17 protein-coding genes are annotated in these 16,545 nt (G+C 64.2%); 11 read left to right on the plus strand and 6 right to left on the minus strand.

Annotation, left to right across the window (positions count from 1 at the left end; translation table 11 throughout):
• Positions 1–120 precede the first annotated feature (120 nt).
• Both BUQ73_RS15970 and BUQ73_RS15975 read right to left on the minus strand, forming a co-directional pair.
• Complete coding sequence (locus BUQ73_RS15970; RefSeq protein ID WP_079228790.1) at positions 121–909, minus strand: formate/nitrite transporter family protein; 789 nt, start codon at positions 907–909, stop codon at positions 121–123.
• A gap of 411 nt (positions 910–1,320) precedes the next feature.
• The gene (locus BUQ73_RS15975; protein WP_152031563.1) at positions 1,321–2,235 is read right to left on the minus strand and encodes an NAD(P)/FAD-dependent oxidoreductase; all 915 of its coding nucleotides are present in this window, start codon (positions 2,233–2,235) and stop codon (positions 1,321–1,323) included.
• 111 nt (positions 2,236–2,346) lie between these two features.
• Here BUQ73_RS15975 and BUQ73_RS15980 point away from each other — a divergent pair, with 111 nt between their 5' ends.
• From BUQ73_RS15980 to BUQ73_RS16015, 8 genes are all read left to right on the plus strand, one after another.
• On the plus strand, positions 2,347–2,775 hold the full coding sequence (locus BUQ73_RS15980; protein ID WP_079228792.1) for an Rrf2 family transcriptional regulator: 429 nt from the start codon (positions 2,347–2,349) through the stop codon (positions 2,773–2,775).
• Between the two features lie 73 nt (positions 2,776–2,848).
• A complete protein-coding gene (locus BUQ73_RS15985; protein WP_079228793.1) occupies positions 2,849–3,331 on the plus strand; it encodes a cell division protein in 483 nt (160 codons plus the stop codon).
• The gene (locus tag BUQ73_RS15990) at positions 3,324–4,766 is read left to right on the plus strand and encodes a TIGR01777 family oxidoreductase (protein WP_079228794.1); all 1,443 of its coding nucleotides are present in this window, start codon (positions 3,324–3,326) and stop codon (positions 4,764–4,766) included. Before BUQ73_RS15985 ends, BUQ73_RS15990 begins: the two co-directional genes overlap by 8 nt.
• Before the next feature lie 9 nt (positions 4,767–4,775).
• Positions 4,776–7,220 carry a PEP-utilizing enzyme gene (locus BUQ73_RS15995; protein ID WP_079228795.1) on the plus strand — a complete coding sequence of 815 codons (2,445 nt, stop codon included), beginning with the start codon at positions 4,776–4,778 and terminating at the stop codon, positions 7,218–7,220.
• A 29-nt stretch (positions 7,221–7,249) separates the two neighbouring features.
• Positions 7,250–7,540, plus strand: a complete 291-nt coding sequence (locus tag BUQ73_RS16000; RefSeq protein ID WP_079230573.1) for a YceK/YidQ family lipoprotein — start codon at positions 7,250–7,252, stop codon at positions 7,538–7,540.
• A 50-nt stretch (positions 7,541–7,590) separates the two neighbouring features.
• A complete protein-coding gene (locus BUQ73_RS16005; protein WP_079228796.1) occupies positions 7,591–8,358 on the plus strand; it encodes a hypothetical protein in 768 nt (255 codons plus the stop codon).
• Between the two features lie 15 nt (positions 8,359–8,373).
• Positions 8,374–9,390, plus strand: coding sequence for a 5'-nucleotidase (locus BUQ73_RS16010; protein WP_079228797.1), 1,017 nt, complete (start codon positions 8,374–8,376; stop codon positions 9,388–9,390).
• 62 nt (positions 9,391–9,452) lie between these two features.
• Entirely contained in the window at positions 9,453–9,995 is a 543-nt protein-coding gene (locus tag BUQ73_RS16015) for an AAA family ATPase (protein WP_079228798.1), read from the plus strand.
• Between the two features lie 34 nt (positions 9,996–10,029).
• On the opposite strand, the gene trbK is transcribed toward BUQ73_RS16015, so the two are convergent.
• Positions 10,030–10,209 carry an entry exclusion lipoprotein TrbK gene (gene trbK, locus BUQ73_RS16020; protein ID WP_079228799.1) on the minus strand — a complete coding sequence of 60 codons (180 nt, stop codon included), beginning with the start codon at positions 10,207–10,209 and terminating at the stop codon, positions 10,030–10,032.
• Positions 10,210–10,354: 145 nt separating this feature from the next.
• Here trbK and BUQ73_RS16025 point away from each other — a divergent pair, with 145 nt between their 5' ends.
• Positions 10,355–11,125, plus strand: coding sequence for an SDR family NAD(P)-dependent oxidoreductase (locus tag BUQ73_RS16025; protein WP_079228800.1), 771 nt, complete (start codon positions 10,355–10,357; stop codon positions 11,123–11,125).
• A gap of 30 nt (positions 11,126–11,155) precedes the next feature.
• Here BUQ73_RS16025 and BUQ73_RS16030 read toward each other — a convergent pair whose 3' ends face one another.
• On the minus strand, positions 11,156–11,815 hold the full coding sequence (locus BUQ73_RS16030) for an HD domain-containing protein (RefSeq protein ID WP_079228801.1): 660 nt from the start codon (positions 11,813–11,815) through the stop codon (positions 11,156–11,158).
• A 39-nt stretch (positions 11,816–11,854) separates the two neighbouring features.
• Positions 11,855–12,217 (minus strand): hypothetical protein, encoded by a 363-nt coding sequence (locus BUQ73_RS16035; RefSeq protein WP_079228802.1) that lies wholly within the window; start codon positions 12,215–12,217, stop codon positions 11,855–11,857.
• 173 nt (positions 12,218–12,390) lie between these two features.
• On the opposite strand from BUQ73_RS16035, the gene BUQ73_RS16040 reads away from it, so the two are divergent.
• Together BUQ73_RS16040 and BUQ73_RS16045 are read left to right on the plus strand one after the other, a co-directional pair.
• Positions 12,391–14,112: an ABC transporter permease gene (locus tag BUQ73_RS16040; protein WP_079228803.1), complete on the plus strand. Its 1,722-nt coding sequence runs from the start codon at positions 12,391–12,393 to the stop codon at positions 14,110–14,112.
• Positions 14,113–14,121: 9 nt separating this feature from the next.
• The gene (locus BUQ73_RS16045; RefSeq protein ID WP_079228804.1) at positions 14,122–15,423 is read left to right on the plus strand and encodes a nitrate/sulfonate/bicarbonate ABC transporter ATP-binding protein; all 1,302 of its coding nucleotides are present in this window, start codon (positions 14,122–14,124) and stop codon (positions 15,421–15,423) included.
• A gap of 12 nt (positions 15,424–15,435) precedes the next feature.
• Here BUQ73_RS16045 and BUQ73_RS16050 read toward each other — a convergent pair whose 3' ends face one another.
• The gene (locus BUQ73_RS16050; RefSeq protein WP_079228805.1) at positions 15,436–16,524 is read right to left on the minus strand and encodes a polyamine ABC transporter substrate-binding protein; all 1,089 of its coding nucleotides are present in this window, start codon (positions 16,522–16,524) and stop codon (positions 15,436–15,438) included.
• Positions 16,525–16,545 lie beyond the last annotated feature (21 nt).

The following is a 16,545-nucleotide window of genomic DNA, read 5'->3' on the forward strand; positions in this document are numbered from 1 at the left end:
TACTCATGTCGGCATCATGTATGCCCGCTTCGCGAATCAACGCCTGGGCGGTGCACGGCAAAACAGCCGGAAAGGGAGGAAGCGCCATGCTACCCACCCTTGCCAGTGTGGTAAAGACGGTTACTGCGCCGTCGCCTGCTCCTGAGCGGCGGCACCGAACGACACGTAATACGCCAGGCCAACGAAGATCGCCCCGCCCACCGCATTGCCGAGGAACACCGCGACCAGGTTGTGAACCAGCGCGCCCCAGCTGAGGTAGCCGGCAAAGATCGCAGCCGGAATCAGGAACATGTTGGCCACCACGTGCTGGAAGCCGATGGCGACGAAGGCCATGATCGGGAACCAGATGCCAAGGATCTTGCCGCTCATTTCACGGCTGGCGTAGGCCAGCCACACTGCCAGGCACACCAGCCAGTTGCAGCCGATGCCGGAGACGAAGGCATGGACGAAATCGGCACTGGCCTTGCTGGTGGCGGCAGCCACGGTCTTGTCCAGGTAGGCGCCCTCGGTCAGGCCGAGCAGGTGGCCGAAGAAATACGCCACGAACAGCGCGCCCAGCAGGTTGGCCAAGGTCACCAGCAGCCAGTTGCGCGCCACGGCCGCCAGGCGGATGCGCCCGGCGAACATGGCCAACGGTAGGCTCATCATGTTGCCGGTGAGTAGCTCGCCGCCCGCCAGGATCACCAGGATCAGGCCGATGGGAAACACCGCGGCGCCCAGCAGGTTGCCCAGCGAAGCCCACTGCCCGGGGATCATGGCGCTGACATGGATGGCCAGGATGAAGCCCATCGAGATGAAACCACCGGCAAGGAAACCGAGGATGAGCAGCGCGCGGGTGGGCAGCCGGGCTTTGTTGGTACCGGCTTCGATGACGAGCTCGGTGATCCGGGAGGGGGCATTGACAGACATTTCAGTAACTCGAACGCAGGGACGCCAGCGATGCCCAGAGGCATGCCGGAGGTCGGGAATTTACGGATTGCGGGGGTACGGCAGAGGTGCTCAGGGGGAAGGCAAAACGGGTGGTCTCTGGGGCTGCAACGAAGAGCCGCGCACGTTACTGAGGCAGAATGTCGCAGTCAAATTGATAGGGTGGATGGGTTGATAGATGGGGTCGATGAGGGGCCCGGCCATTCACCGAGCTTGCGGCCTGCTCCGGTACTTGTAGGAGCGGCCTTGTGTCGCGAAAGGGCTGCAGAGCAGCCCCAGGTTTTCAGCGCAGGTGCACAAATTGCTGGGGCTGCTCTGCAGCCCTTTCCGACCGGTCCGGCGCCCCGGCAAGGCCGCTCCTACAACAGACCGCGTGAGGCCAAGCAGGTTTGCCTAACGGAAGATCAACGAGTGATGAGCAGCGCCGCCTGTTCGAGCCCCGTCCCCCACCGCGATCGCCACATTACCAGCCGCCACAGCCGCATCACCACAGGCAAATACCCCTGGCACGCTGGTTTCACGCATCGCATCGACCTTGATGAACTGGCCCATGGGCCCGTCTTCGAAGGCGCAGCCCAGCATCGCCGGCAGTGGGCTGGCCATGCGCGTAAGCGGCTGGGTGAACAGCCCCGCCAATTCGACCACCCGACCGCTGGCAAGGGTGACATTGACGCGCTCCCCCACCACGGCCACAACGCCTTCACGCTCCAATTGCACACCGCGTCGCTGCAGTTGCCCTAGCTGCTCGGCATCGGGCTCGAACACACCGTTGAGGAAGAACGTGGTCGGCCCCCAGTCGGGCAGCATCATCGCGTGATGAATCGCCACCGGCGACGCCGCCAGCACACCAATCGGCCCGCCATCCAGCTCGTAGCCATGGCAATACGGGCAATGGAACACGCTTTGCCCCCAGCGTTCCGCCAGGCCTGGAACGGCAGGCAGCTCGTCCACCACACCGGATGCCAGGATCAAGCGGCGCCCTTTGAACTGCTTGCCGTGCGCAGTGCCCACCACGAATCCATCGTCCTCTCTGGACGCTGAAACCGCCGACTGCGTCAGCCACTGTACCGTCGGATATGCCAGCAACTGGCCACGCGCTTCTTCGGCAATCGCACCGGGGTCACGCCCATCTTGCCCCAGGAAACCATGCGAGCTGTGGGCGAAACGATTGCGCCGCTCACCTGCATCGATCACCAGCACCTTGCGACGCGCCCGCGCCAGCTGCAAACCCGCAGAGATACCGGCATAGCTGCCGCCCACGATGATCACGTCGAACATTTGCTCAATCTCCCAGGGCCGAAGACCCATTCAAGGAACTCACGACACAACGTAAGTTACATGAAGGCGACGCGTCAACAGTCTTGTAACTTTTGTTGTTTCGTGTGAGGCTGCGGGTCAACTTCCGACTGCCTGTTGCCCATGAGAAACGACACCCGCCTGTCCCGCATGCTGCACGTGCTGATCCACATGGCCCGGCACGACCAACCCGCCACCTCAGAAACCATCGCGCAAATGCTCGGCACCAACCCGGTGGTGGTGCGCAGGACCATGGCCCTGCTCAAAGAGCAAGGCTACGTGAGCTCGGTAAAGGGGCACCGGGGCGGATGGACACTGGCCAAGCCGCTGGCCGACATCACCTTGCTGGATATCCATGAGGCACTGGGTGGCGCGTCGATCTTTGCCATCGGGCTGTCGACTGACCACCCGCAGTGCCTGGTCGAACAGGCAGTGAACGCGGCGCTGACCGATGCCTTCGATGCGGCGCAGGCGTTGCTGCTGGAGCGTTTGGGGAGCGTGACACTGGAGCAGCTGGCGAGTGATTTCGAGGGGCGGTATCAGGCGTTGTAACCCGCCCCTTGCGCCGCAGCCTCGGCAAATCAAGGTACACTGCCGGCCGACATGGAAGCCGTCAGGACAAGGAATGCTCTTCTCTTCTACAGCGCAACCTGCTGTGCGCCGTGCATTGGTGCGCTGGCTGCAAGCCGCGGCGCTGATGCATCTGCTGATTGGCCTGGGCCTGACCTGGGCCGGCCACAGCCCGCTGCTGGGCAACTACCAACTGAGCATCGAGCAGGCCTTCTGGGGCCAGGCAGCGCCAGCGCCTGCACGCGAGCAGCAAGTGTGGTGGCTCGCACTGTTCGGCGCCACCTTGCAAAGCTACTCACTGTACATGCTCGGCCTGGTCCAGCTGGGCGACCGCCTGCGCAGCCACAGCGCCTGGGCCTGGCTGGGTTTCGGCATCGTGCTGTGGGCACCGCAGGACATGCTGGTGTCGCTACAGGCCGGGATGTGGTCGCACCTGATCATCGATGGCCTGGCCCTGCTCGTCCTGCTGCCGCCGTTGCTGTGGCTGTACCGCCACGACCGCCCCACCTCCACTTTGAAAGGACTTGAACGTGGCTGAACTGCCGATCCTGACCTGGGCTCTCAACCTGCTGCTGATCCAGGGCCTGCTGGGTGCGCTGGATACCCTTTACCACCATGAACTGACCGTGGCCCTGCCCCAGCGCTACAGTGCGCGGCTGGAGCTGGCGATCCATGCGGTGCGCTCGTGCTGCTACGGCATCCTGTTCCTGGGCATTGCCCACGTGGCGTTCCAGGGCGTCTGGGCGATCATCGTGGCGCTGGTGTTCACCCTGGAAATCGGCCTGACCCTGTGGGACTTCGTGGTCGAGGACCGCAGCCGCAAGCTGCCCGCCATCGAGCGCATCATGCACACCGTGCTGGCGATCAACGCCGGCGCCTTCTTTGCCCTGTACGGCCTGCAACTGTTGCAGTGGTCGAGCCTGCCCAGCGGCCTGGTCGCCATCGACCTCGGCTGGCGCGGCTGGTTGCTCACCCTGTTCGCCCTCGGCGTGACCGCGTCGGGCATTCGCGATGCACTGGCGACGTTGCGCATGCAACGCCAGGGGCAGCCAGCCAACCCGTTTGCCGGGGGTACCTTCAAGCAGGTGCTGGTCACCGGCGGCACCGGTTTCATCGGCGAAACCCTGGTCAACCAGCTGCTCGATGCCGGCCACAGCGTCAGCGTGCTGGCCCGCGATCCACTGCGTGCCGCCTACCTGTTCGACGGCCGCGCCCGCTGCCTGCGCAGCCTCGACAAGCTCGGCCATGACGAGCGCTTCGACGTGGTCATCAACCTGGCCGGCGCGCCCGTCGCCGGGCCACGCTGGACACCCCGCCGCCAAGCCCAGCTGCTCGCCAGCCGGGTCGGCACCACCGAAACCTTGCTGCACTGGATGCGCCAGGCCCGGCACAAGCCAGCGCTGTGGATCCAGGCCTCGGCCATTGGCTATTACGGTGTGCGCGACGCCAACCTGCCATTGGACGAAAGCGCCAGCAAGGGCGACGGCTTCATGGCTGAGCTGTGCGATCGCTGGGAGGCGTCTGCCAGCCCGGCCAGCGCCCTCGGTGCGCGCCAGGTGGTGCTGCGCCTGGGCGTGGTATTCGGCCCGGGCGGCGCGCTGACGCCACTGCTGATGCCGTTCCGCCTGGGCCTGGGCGGGCGCATGGGCGATGGCCAGCAGATCATGAGCTGGGTGCACCGTGACGATGTGCTGGCAGTGATGGCGCGCGCCATGGCCGACAGCAACATGCAAGGCACCTACAACCTGGTCGCCCCCGAGTCGGTCAGCCAGGCCACCTTCGCCCAGGCTGCCGGCCAACGGCTCAAGCGCCCGGTGTGGCTGCATATCCCGGCAGCACCGGTGCGTGCCTTGGCTGGCGAAATGGCCGAGCTGTTCTTCGACGGCCAGCGTGTACTGCCAAGCCGCCTGGAGCAGGCCGGCTACCGCTTCCAGTACCCGACCCTGGACAGCGCGTTGCGTGACCTGGCCTGAGGAGCATCGATGAGCAAGCCCCTGCTGTACCTGCTGGCCGGCAACGGCAGCGCCGCCGACTGGTGGGACGATGCCCTGCCGCACTTCCAGCACTACCAGGTGCAGGCCCTGGAGCTGCCCGGCTTCGGCAGCAACCCCGCGCCGCCCTGCGCCAGCCTGGGCGACTATGCGCAAGCCCTGCTCGACCTGACCGAGCGCGGCCACGCGATCATGGCCGTGGGTGTCAGCGCACTGATCGTGCTGCATACCCTGCAGCGCCGCCCTGGGCACTTCAGCCGCAGCGTGCTGCTGGCCCCAGTGGGGGCGTTCCTGTGGCAACGGCGCCTGCCGGCGCTGATGTCACCGCTGCCATTGCGCAAGGCCATCCATGGGCTGCTCAGCCACAAGCCACAGTGGTTCGCCCGCAAGTTCTCCAGCCAGCGCTGGACGCCTGCGCAATACCAGCGCATGGGTGCTGGTTACGCCCGCTGCCGAGCCTTCGTGCCCTCCTGGGAGCAACTGCGCGCCGACACCGCACTCCCCCTGCTGGAATGGATCACCGACCCGGTCGAGCTGGTGTGGGGCGACCACGACCGCATGCTGGGTATCGCCCAGGCCGCCGCCTGGTCGGCAATCCTCGCCCGCGCCGACCTGCGCATCAGCCTGCAACCGGGGTGGGGCCACTACCCCTGGATCGACGCACCCGCCCAATTCGTCGCCTGGCTGGAGTCTGGCGCGCAAGGCTTCGTCGCCCACACCAAAGGCGGCCGCCTGCAACTGGCTGCGCTTGCCGGCCAGGCGGTGCCCGAAGCCCTGAGCCTCGACGATGGCCAAGACCCGCGCCTGGCCAGCTTGCTCGCCTCAGACATGGATGCCTTATGGGCCGTTCGCTCCTCCAGCTACGGTGAAGATCAGGCCGATGCCGCCAACGCCGGCCTGAGTACCACTTACCTGCGCGTACCTGGCCACGCCGTCACCGACCTTGTCAACGAGCTGCGTGAAGCCGGCGTCGAAGAAGTGGTGGTGCAGCGGTTCATCCAGCCGACGGTGTCTGGCATCGCCTTCGTGCGCCACCTTTCGGTGGAACTGGAGTGGCTCGAAGGCCACCTCGAAGCCCTGGCCGACGGCCAGGCCACCCCCCAGCGCGCGACGCTGTCGCGCCTGGGGCCCGCCTGGCAAAGCGGCCAGTTCGCCGAGCTGCATGGGCTGACAGCCACTGCGCTCTGGGACTTCCTGCAGGGCGTGCTGAAGGTGTTCCACTACGTCCCCGGCGACATCGAATGGGCCTGGGACGGCCAGCAACTGTGGTTGCTGCAGTACCGCCCGATCAGCGAGCACGGCTGGCGCCGCCACCTGACCTCGGCCAACATCGCCGAGATTCTGCCGCCCCAGCCCAGCCGCTTCGTCGAATACGCCCAGCGCCGCGCCGCCGCCAGCATCCCGGCGATCATGGCGCGCTGGGACAGCCGCGTGCTGCAGGACAACGAACCCTTCACCGCCGTGTTCGGCGGCGCCTCGTACATCAACAACGACCTGTTCCTGGCCCGGCTGGCCGACTGGGGTATCTGCGCCGCCAATTACGCCGGCGAAGTCGGCGGCGCCACCCCAGCCCTGCCCTGGCGCCCGGCACGCCTGCTGCGCTCGCTGCCGCGCCTGTGGCGCATGCAGCACGCTGCGCGCAGCCACCTGCAAGCCCTGGCCCCCGGCCTGCAACGCTTCGACGAGGAGCTGGCGCAGCTGCAGGCCGCCGCTGCCGACGGCCAGCAACTGGCGGACTGGTTCAGCCGCTTCTACGTCTTCGTGGTGCAAGGCAACCTGTGCATCGCCACCGCCCTGGCCAGCAGCGCAGGCGCCTGGCTCGGCCGGCCACCCACCGCCTACGACGACCTGCAGCACAGCCCCCACCGCCTACCGTGGGAAACCGACCCCGGCACCCCGCGCCCGGCGCCAACCGAACTGCCTCTGCAACCGATGCCGGCCTGGCCTTACGCCATCACACTGGCCCACCGCCTCGGCCTGCCCGGCCTGCGCGGATACTACCTGCAGGTGCGCGAATGGTACCGGGACAATTTGATGCGGATTTTCTTCCGCGTGCACCACGCCATGCCTGAAGCACAGCGGGCACACTGGTTCGCCCCGCATCCGGATGTACGCAGCCGCGATGGCAGCTTCTGGCAGGACGGCAGCATGGGCAGCGAGCAGGCCACCGGCTTCATGATCTATCCCGGCCAGGTGCAAGGCATCCTGGGCCAGGACATCCTCCTTGAAGACAGCCTCGACCCCGGCCGCCACGCCCAGTATCAGGCTGCGCGGGCAGTGATTGCGCGCATGGGTGGGCGGTTGTCCCATGGCTCGACCTTGCTGCGCGAACTGCGCAAGCCTTCGGCGGTGCTGCCGCAGGTGAGCAGTGAGTGGCTGGGGCGCGAGGTGCAGTATCGGGATGGGGAGTTGCTGTTGGTTGAAGGGCAACAATGATGAACGACAGGGAAGGTTCAACGAAGCTTATGACAAGGATTGCCAAGTGCCTGGTGCTCACAGTGCCGCTGATGCTGAGTGGCTGCTGGAGCACGCTCACTCACCTCGGTGGCGAGCGCTGCGTGTATCCGGGCACGCGCTTTGGCTGGAACTTTGCCACTCAGAACGGCGCTGGCGGCTGGGCTGGCCTGATCGACGTGCCCTTCTCTTTTGCGCTGGATACCGTGTTGCTGCCTTATGACCTGACGGCGTTTCTGCCTGAGGGGTTGGGCGGGGATGACCGGGAATGCAATCTGGATGGCTCGTTCAAGGTGATGTAGGTCGATGATCAGGCCCATTGGGCTTTATAGTGGCAGGAAGGGGGAGCTGAATGTACACGGAAACCGAGAAGTATCTTCAAGTCATGGCCGACATTGAACAGGCCTACAAACAGACTGTCCGCGCTGACCGCATGCAACGCCGGTCCGAAAAGGTCAGTCATCTGATATTTCGGCACTTCTGGATCGCGATGAGCTTGCCTTCTGTCCTGGCAGTAGTGCTGGCGTTCTTTGCAAAATACTCGCAGACACCTTGGCTCTTCCAGATTTGCTGGCTTTTGATCGCGCTTTCCTATCTGGCTATGTTCATCTACCCGTTCCTCACCCTGTGGGTGCTCAAGCATTCGCTGAGCAAGGTGATGCGCTCGCCCTTTGCCAGCCTGTTGGAGTGGAACGTCAAAATGACGATGACCGTTGACGCCCAGTACCTCCATACGCTGGCATCGCTCTCTTCCGGCACATTGAAGCTGGGAATGCTGGAACTCAAGAGCGAGCGAAACAGCTTCGAAAAGAGAACCTGGCTAGTCACCGGCGCGTTGGAGAAGATCGGTATATTCCCAGGCTTGCTCGCCCTCATTACCGGCCTCACGACGCTTGAAAAAAACCTGAGCAGTGCCGGCATACCCGATGCCATGCAGTGGGTGTTTGCCGTGGCCGTTGCTAACTTTTTTTTCTTTATACTGTGTGCCTACAGCCAAATGAAACTTGTGCACTACGATCGCATGGTCGCGCTGACCGAGCTGGCCCTTGAACAGCAGCGTGATGTGAACGCAGCCTCTTTGCAGAACTGCGCCCAGGAGCTGAATGTAATACCGCATTAACGGGAGCGCGCCGCCATGCCATACCCCATCGAACAGAAACTCGTCGTCGGCGTCGCCTCCAGCGCCCTGTTCGACCTGACCGTCTCCGACAACATCTACCAGTGCGAAGGCGTGGAGGCATACCGCCTGCATCAGGAAGAAAACCTCGACGTGCCTTTCCCCAAGGGCGTGGCCTTCCCGTTCATCCGCCGCTTCCTGAGCATCAACAAGGCTTTCCCCGAGCAGCTGCCGGTTGAGGTGGTGCTACTTTCGCGCAACTCGCCGGAGACCGGCCTGCGGGTGTTCCGCTCGATCAACCATTACAACCTGGACATCACCCGCGCGGCGTTCATGTCCGGCCGCTCGCCGTACGAATACATCCCCGCGTTCAACGCCTCGCTGTTTCTCAGTGCCCATGAGGGCGACGTGCAGCGCGCCATCGATGCCGATTACCCGGCCGGCCTGGTGCTGCCGACCAAGATCTACGATGACGAAATCGACACCGAGTTGCGGGTGGCCTTCGACTTCGATGGCGTGATTGCCGATGACGAGGCGGAGAGCGTGTACAAGCAGCGCCTGAACCTGGACGAGTTCCAGGCCCATGAACGCGATCGCAAGGCCATTCCGCACCAGCCGGGGCCTTTGGCGGATCTGTATCGCAAGCTATCGCTGATTCGCAAGCTGGAAGACCGCAAGTTGGCGCAAGACCCCGCATACAAACGGATCTTGCGTATCGCGATCGTCACGGCGCGCAATGCGCCTGCCCATGAGCGGGTGGTGACGACGCTGAAGAACTGGGGTGTTTCGCCGGATGAATCCTTCTTCCTCGGCGGAATGGAAAAGGACCGGGTGCTAAAGATTCTGAAGCCGCACATGTTCTTCGATGATCAGCGCAGCCACTTGTTCTCGGCGGCCGGAGACCTGCCGATGGTCCACGTGCCATTTGGTATAGCGAACAAAGTGCGGGCAGCGCAGCCTGCAGTGCCAGAAACGCCGGACGATGACCCGCTCGCAGAAGCAAAACCTGCAGGCCGCTTCGCCGAAGGAACATGAGCATTTGTTGGCCGGTGCGCGCATGGATACAATCGCCGGTTTGCTTGCGACAGGAAGTCCCCATGCAACGAATCGTCATCCTCGGTAACGGTGGCAGCGGCAAGTCCACCCTCGCCCGCTTGCTCGGCGAACGCCTTGAGCTGCCCGTCGTCCACCTGGACGAACTGTTTTGGGAGCCCGGCTGGGCCGAGCCGGACGCCGAGCAGTTCCGCGAACGAGTGCGCGAGGCAGTAGCCGGCGATGCCTGGGTTTGCGAGGGCAACTATGCGCGCCGCACGTTCGACCTGCGCCTGCCGCGGGCTGACCTGGTCATCTGGCTGGACACGCCTCGGCTGACCTGTTTCATGCGGGTACTGCTGCGCCTGCTGCGTAACCAGCCACGCCCTGATCGGGCGGATGGCTGTGAAGAAAGGCTCGACGTCGAATTCCTCAAGTTCGTGTGGACGTTCGACCGCGGCTACCGACAAGGCATCGAAGCCGTGCGCCAGAAGGTCGGGCCGCAGGTGCCTGTGCTGCATTTGCAGGGCAAGCGGCAAGTCAGGGCATTTGTCGAAGGCTTACCTGCCGCCAATGGCAACCCGGCATCGATGCTGAAAGACGTTTGAGCATCGCCAAGGGCATTGGGGCCGCTTTTCGGCCTCAAGGCGACTGCCGAGGCATGCACTTCTCGACCAGCGTATCCCGGTTGGCATTGTTGGGGAGTGTCTTCAAACGGTCGGGCTGGCAGTGCTCATCGGACACTGCGTAGTGGGAAGAGTCGTCGCCGCAGGCCGCCAGCAACAAAGCGGTGAGAATCACAAGAAGGGATTTGCGAATCATCTGCTCACTCACTCCATTGAAGGGCGGAGGCTTGGCATAAGAAAAGATTCTTGCCCAAATAGTAGCGCGTCACAGGGCGAGTTCAATGCCAGACTGGCACTGATTCACCAGACGATGCTGCCCACTTGCGGACATGAGGCACTGCATGAGCCTGATACCCAACCTGAATGGCCAAGCCAACGTCATGATTGCCGGCGCCAGCCGAGGCATCGGTTTGGCGCTGTGCACGGCATTGTTGGCCCGTGATGAGGTAACCAGGCTCTGGGCCGTCGCACGCAACGCCAAAGGCAATGGCGCGCTTGCACAACTCACCAGGCAACACGGCGAGCGCCTGGTGCTGGTGGATTGCGACGCGCGTGACGAACAAGCACTGGCAGCCCTCGCAACCGGGCTCGGGCATACCTGCGATCACCTTCATTTGGTCATCAGCACCTTGGGCACTCTTCATCAGGACGGCGCCAAGGCAGAGAAATCCCTGGCGCAGCTGGATCTGGCCGGCCTGCAGGCGAGCTTTGCGAGCAATGCCTTCGCACCGATATTGCTGCTCAAGCATCTGCTGCCCTTGTTGCGCAAGGAGCCCGCCACCTTTGCAGCGCTGTCAGCCAGGGTGGGTTCTATCGGCGATAACCGCCTGGGTGGTTGGTACAGCTATCGGGCAAGCAAGGCGGCGCTCAACCAGTTGCTGCACACGGCCAGTATCGAGCTCAGGCGCCTGAACCCGGCAGCCACGGTGCTGGCGCTGCACCCTGGGACCACGGACACGCAGCTGTCGCGACCGTTTCAAGGGAATGTGCCGGCGGGGAAGCTGTTTGGCCCTGCGTTTGCGGCGCAATGTGTCATCGAGCAGGTGGCGCGGTTGGGGCCTTCGGACAGCGGAGGGTTCTGGGCGTGGGACGGGCGCGCGATTGAATGGTAAGACCATCGCCAGTCGCAAGCCCGCAAAGCGCTACCCCTTGCCCGCGCCGACCTCATCCATGAAATCAGCAAGAAACACCTCAAGCCGCGCATGGCGCTCGGCCGCCAGGCGGGCCCCTTCACCGGTCGTGAAGCCCGAGGCAAGTTTCAGCAGCTTGGTTTGAAAGTGTTCGATCGCATACGCCGAATCCCGATACGCCCTGCCCTGTGCAGCGGGGTTCTCGAAGTCGTATAGCGCCGACCCCATTCGCCCAGCCGTATAGAAGCACCGGGCAATGCCCAGCGCACCCAAGGCGTCCAGCCGGTCACTGTCCTGAAGGATCCTGGCCTCAAGGGTGCGCGGCTCGAAGCCGGCCGAGTAGCTGTGGGCCTTGACGGCATGTGCCACCTGCTCGATGCGCTGCGAAGGCCAGCCCAGCTCAGCCAGGATCGACGCGGCCTTGTTCGCAGACAGCGTCGACGCCTGGTCACGCAGTGGCGAGTTCTTTTCTACTGCGACACAGTCGTGCAGCAGCGTCGCCGCAAACAGCACTTGCAGGTCGCCACCTTCCACCCGCTGAATCCGCTGCGCGTTTACCCACACACGATGGATATGGGACAGGTCGTGGGAGCCATCCTGCTGGCCAACCGGCAGGTATTTCAGCAACTCGGCGGCGAGGATCTGGAACGGGGCAAACGCTTCGCTATTCATCTGAGGTGTATTCCATACGCGACAATTGCGCGGGGTTTACTAGTCGACCAGCTCGACGTAGCTGGACTCGCCCCCGCCCTCTGCACCGGACAACCAGCCCCAGACAAAGTGCAGCGTTGTACGCCCATGTGAATCCTGGCCCACCTCGCCGCGCGACCAGCCAGCGAGAAGCTCACCCTCCGTGGTGACGCACTGAAAAAGCAGTTCGAAGGTATCGGTGCCCGTCACTCGGCCTACCTGGTTGCCCACACGGATGCGGCCGCCCTGGTAAGTGCTGGTGATGGCCTCACCGTCAACAAAGTAACGGAAAATCGTGCCGTCACCGGACAGCCCTTGGCTGTTGCTGGCGACGGTGAATCGACGGTTGTGCAAGCGTTCGTACATATCAGAAAAGTTATCCATGACCCTCGTGCCTTCACGTGACATTCCATTTCAGACAGCCGAACCTTAGCCGAACAGCGTGGGCACTACCATCTGAAGGTCCGTTTTTGACACATTGAACTGTCAGGGAACTGAACCATACTGGCTCACGTGCTGGCATCCACCCTTTCACCCCTGACGATCGAGACCTGCCCATGGCCCGCCTGTTCAACCCATCGCCAGGCCTGCGTGACGCCGCGCCCAATCGCTGGGACTGGATCCTGTTGCCGCTGGTGCTGGTATTGCTGGTGCTTGCCGCCTATGGCGCCATGCAGATGAGCCGCCCGTTCGTGGTCGGCGAGGCGCTGCCGATTTCCCTCGATCCGGCCAACCTGCCCTACTACCTGATGCGCACCATCCTGCGGATGTTCATCGCGCTGGGCTTCTCGCTGCTGTTCGCCTTTATCTTCGCCGCCCTGGCAGCCAAGTACCGCGCCGCCGAGAAGGCCATGATCCCGCTGCTGGATGTGCTCCAGTCGGTGCCCATCCTGGGCTTCCAGGCCATCGCCATCGCCCCTTTCATCGCGCTGTTCCCGGGCAACCTGCTGGGTGTGGAGTGCGCGGCAATCTTTGCCATCTTCACCTCCCAGGCATGGAACATGGCGCTGAGCCTGTACCAGTCGTTCCGCACCGTGCCGCCGGAGCTGAACGAGGCTGCGCGGATATTCCGCCTCTCGGCCTGGCAGCGCTTCTGGCGCCTGGAGCTGCCGTTCGCCATGCCCGGCCTGCTGTGGAACATGATGATGTCGATGTCCGGCGGCTGGTTCTTCCTGGTCGCCGCCGAGGCCATCTCGGTGGCCGGGCAGGACATCAAGCTGCCCGGCATCGGCTCCTACATCGCCGTGGCCATCGACCAGCGCAACCTTGGCGCCATCGTCTGGGCCATCGGCGCGATGCTCACCGGCATCCTGCTTTACGATCAGCTGTTCTTCCGCCCGCTGCTGGCCTGGGCCGACCGCTTCCGCTTCGAAGACACCCAGGGCGACACCGCGCAGCGCTCCTGGGTGCTTGACTTTGCCCGCCGCAGCCGTTGGCTGAGCGCCTTCAGCGAGCGGCTGGACAAGGGCATGCAAAACGCCATGGGCTGGTTCGCCCTGCGCCACGACGGCAGCGTGGCACGGCGCCAGTGGCTGAGCCTGCCAGCCTGGTGGCCACGCGCCTGGGACATCTTCCTGGTACTGGCCTGTTCCTTCGCCTTCTTGCGCCTGGGGCTGTTCGTGCACCAGGACGTCGGCTGGGGCGAAGCCTTGCACGTGCTCGGCCTGGGCCTGATCACCCTGTGCCGGGTGATGCTGCTGATCGGCCTGGCCTCGCTGGTGTGGGTGCCGCTGTCGATCTGGATCGGCCTGCGCCCACGCTACTCGCAGAAGGTCCAGGCGCTGGCGCAGTTCCTTGCCGCCTTCCCGGTCAACCTGCTGTTCCCGCTGGTGGTGTTGCTGCTGGTGCACTTCCAGCTCAGCCCGAACATCTGGCTGAGCCCGCTGATGGTATTCGGCACCCAGTGGTACATCCTGTTCAACGTGGTCGCGGGCGCGGCGACCATCCCCTACGAACTGCGCCTGGCCGCCGACAACCTCGGCCTGCGCGGCTGGCTGAAATGGAAGCGCGTGTACCTGCCGGCGGTATTCCCCAGCTTCGTCACCGGTGCCATTACCGCCAGCGGTGGCTCGTGGAACGCCAGCATCGTCGCCGAGTACGTCAGCTGGGGCGACACCTCGCTGGTGGCCGACGGCCTGGGCAGCTACATCAAGCAGATGACCGACGCCGGCGACTTCCACCGCATTGCCTTGGGCATCGGCGTGATGTGCATTTATGTGATGCTGCTGAACCGCTTTTTCTGGCGCCGCCTGTACCTGCTCGCCGAAAGCCGTCGTTGAGGACCTGCCATGAAACAACTGTTGATCGAACTCAAGGGCGTGAGCAAGGCCTTCCAGGCCTCCGACGGCACCCCGCGCACCATCCTCGAAGGTGTCGACTTCCACCTGCGTGAACGTGAGATCGTCGCCCTGCTCGGCCGCTCCGGGTCGGGCAAGTCGACCCTGCTGCGGATCATCGCCGGCCTGGTCGGCGCCGACCGCGGCACCGTCAACTACCGCGGCCGGCCGATCCACGGGCCGGTGGGCGGTGTGGCCATGGTCTTCCAGACCTTCGCGCTGTTCCCCTGGCTGACCGTGCAGCAGAACGTCGAACTCGGCCTGGAAGCCCAGGGCGTGACCCCGGCGGAGCGCCAGCGCCTGGCCGACGCGGCGCTGGAGCTGATCGGCCTGTCCGGCTTCGGCGGCGCCCTGCCACGCGAACTGTCTGGCGGCATGCGCCAGCGTGTGGGCATCGCCCGCGCCCTGGTGATGAACCCCGAGGTGCTGCTGATGGACGAGGCCTTCTCGGCGCTCGACGTGCTCACCGGCGAAACCCTGCGCGACGACATGCTCGAGCTCTGGGAAGAACGCCGCATCACCACCCGCAGCATGCTGGTGGTGTCGCACAACATCGAGGAGACGGTGATGATGGCCGACCGCATCCTCATCCTTTCCAGCGACCCAGGCCGGGTGCGCTCGGAACTGCACATCGACCTGCCGCGCCCGCGCAATGCCGACTCTGCGGAGGTTCGCGCGCTGGTCGACGAGGTCTACGCACTCATGACCCAGCGCCCCGAGGCCATCGCCGCTGCGGGCGCGCCGCCGGCCGTGGAGCTTGGCTACCGGCTGCCCGACGCCGACATCGCGCGGATGGAGAGCGTGCTCGAGCTGATCGCCGGCGAGCCGTTCAACGGTGAGGCCGACCTGCCGCACCTGGCCGAAGAAACCGAGCTGCCCGACGAGGTGCTGTTCCCGATCTACGAAGCCCTGGGCCTGCTCGGCTTCGCCCAGGTGGTCGAGGGCGACATCCGCCTCACGCGCCACGGCCGCAACTACGTGACCGCCCGCCAGGCGCGGCGCCAGGACCTGTTCGCACGCCAGTGCAAAGGCCGCGTGTCACTGATCGGCTATATCCTCGACAGCCTGCACCTGGAGCCTGCCGGCCTGCTGGAAAAAACCGTGCTCGACCGCCTGACGGAGTACATGGACGCCGACGAGGCCGAGCGCGTGCTCAAGGTGGCCATCGAGTGGGGGCGCTATGCCGAACTGTTCGAGTACGACTTCCACACTCGCCGCCTGACCCTGGCGCGGGAAATCATGGATGAGCATTGAGCCCGCTGAGCGTCACTTGCCGCTGGTCACCCGGGTCCACATCCGGGTGCTCAGGCGCATCCCGGCTGGCGACAAGGTCTTGATCGGGAACAGCGTGTCGAGCACCGCTTCCGGCGGGTAGATAGCCGGATTGTCGCGCAGCTCGGGCTTGATATACGCCAACGCCGCCGCATTGCCGTTCGGGTACTTCACCGTGTTGCTGATGTTGGCGATCACCTTCGGCTCCAGCAGGTAGTTCAGGTAGGCATAGCCATTCTCGCGGTGCGGCGCCCCCTTGGGCATTACCACCATGTCCACCGCCACTGTCGACCCCTCCCGCGGAATGCTGTAGCCAACATTCACCCCGTTGCCCGCCTGCTGTGCGCTGGCCATGGCCTGCAGCACATCACCACTGAAGCCGATGGCTACGCAGATGTTGCCATTGGCCAGGTCACTGACGTATTTGGACTGGTGGAAATAGCTGATGTAAGGCCGTACCGCAAGCAATGCCGCCTCGGCCTGCTTCAGGTCCTCGGGCTTTTCGCTGTGCGGGTCCAGGCCGAGGGTCCTGAGGGTGATCGAGATGATCTGCGTCGGGTTGTCGAGGAAGGCCACACCGCACTTGCCAAGCTTTTCGATGTTCTCTGGCTTGAACAACAGGTCCCAGGACTGGGTGACCTCGGTGCTGCCGAAGATCGCCTTGATCTTGTCGACGTTGTAGCCGATGCCGGTCGTAACCCACATGTACGGCACCGCATAGCGATTGCCCGGGTCGCTCGCTTCGAGGATCTTCATCAGCTTGGGGTCGAGGTTGTGCCAGTTGGGCAGCTTGCTGCGGTCCAGCTCTTCGATGGCGCCGGCCTTGATCAGCCGCGGCAGAAAGTGGTTGGACGGGCTCGCCAGGTCGTATCCACTGTTGCCTGTCATCAGCTTGGCTTCGGTGGTCTCATTGCTGTCGATCAGGTCGTAGGTGGTCTGAATACCGGTTCGCCGCGTGAACTCGGCCAAGGTGTCGTCGGCGATGTAACCACTCCAGTTGGCAATGTTGACCTGTTCTTGCGCCTGCACTGTCGCGGCCAGCAATGCCGAGGACAACAGGGCCACACATGTGAGCTTGATCATGGGACGGTTCTCTTGTTCTTG

This window comes from Pseudomonas putida (assembly GCF_002025705.1).
GTDB classification, from domain to species: Bacteria; Pseudomonadota; Gammaproteobacteria; order Pseudomonadales; family Pseudomonadaceae; genus Aquipseudomonas; species Aquipseudomonas putida_J.

Coding starts and splice junctions, on each gene's coding strand:
- BUQ73_RS15970 (WP_079228790.1), bottom strand. CDS start 909: ATGTCTGTCAATGCCCCCTCCCGGATCACCGAGCTCGTCATCGAAGCC.
- BUQ73_RS15975 (WP_152031563.1), bottom strand. CDS start 2,235: ATGGGTCTTCGGCCCTGGGAGATTGAGCAAATGTTCGACGTGATCATC.
- BUQ73_RS15980 (WP_079228792.1), top strand. CDS start 2,347: ATGAGAAACGACACCCGCCTGTCCCGCATGCTGCACGTGCTGATCCAC.
- BUQ73_RS15985 (WP_079228793.1), top strand. CDS start 2,849: ATGCTCTTCTCTTCTACAGCGCAACCTGCTGTGCGCCGTGCATTGGTG.
- BUQ73_RS15995 (WP_079228795.1), top strand. CDS start 4,776: ATGAGCAAGCCCCTGCTGTACCTGCTGGCCGGCAACGGCAGCGCCGCC.
- BUQ73_RS16000 (WP_079230573.1), top strand. CDS start 7,250: ATGACAAGGATTGCCAAGTGCCTGGTGCTCACAGTGCCGCTGATGCTG.
- BUQ73_RS16005 (WP_079228796.1), top strand. CDS start 7,591: ATGTACACGGAAACCGAGAAGTATCTTCAAGTCATGGCCGACATTGAA.
- BUQ73_RS16010 (WP_079228797.1), top strand. CDS start 8,374: ATGCCATACCCCATCGAACAGAAACTCGTCGTCGGCGTCGCCTCCAGC.
- BUQ73_RS16015 (WP_079228798.1), top strand. CDS start 9,453: ATGCAACGAATCGTCATCCTCGGTAACGGTGGCAGCGGCAAGTCCACC.
- trbK (WP_079228799.1), bottom strand. CDS start 10,209: ATGATTCGCAAATCCCTTCTTGTGATTCTCACCGCTTTGTTGCTGGCG.
- BUQ73_RS16025 (WP_079228800.1), top strand. CDS start 10,355: ATGAGCCTGATACCCAACCTGAATGGCCAAGCCAACGTCATGATTGCC.
- BUQ73_RS16030 (WP_079228801.1), bottom strand. CDS start 11,815: ATGAATAGCGAAGCGTTTGCCCCGTTCCAGATCCTCGCCGCCGAGTTG.
- BUQ73_RS16035 (WP_079228802.1), bottom strand. CDS start 12,217: ATGGATAACTTTTCTGATATGTACGAACGCTTGCACAACCGTCGATTC.
- BUQ73_RS16040 (WP_079228803.1), top strand. CDS start 12,391: ATGGCCCGCCTGTTCAACCCATCGCCAGGCCTGCGTGACGCCGCGCCC.
- BUQ73_RS16045 (WP_079228804.1), top strand. CDS start 14,122: ATGAAACAACTGTTGATCGAACTCAAGGGCGTGAGCAAGGCCTTCCAG.
- BUQ73_RS16050 (WP_079228805.1), bottom strand. CDS start 16,524: ATGATCAAGCTCACATGTGTGGCCCTGTTGTCCTCGGCATTGCTGGCC.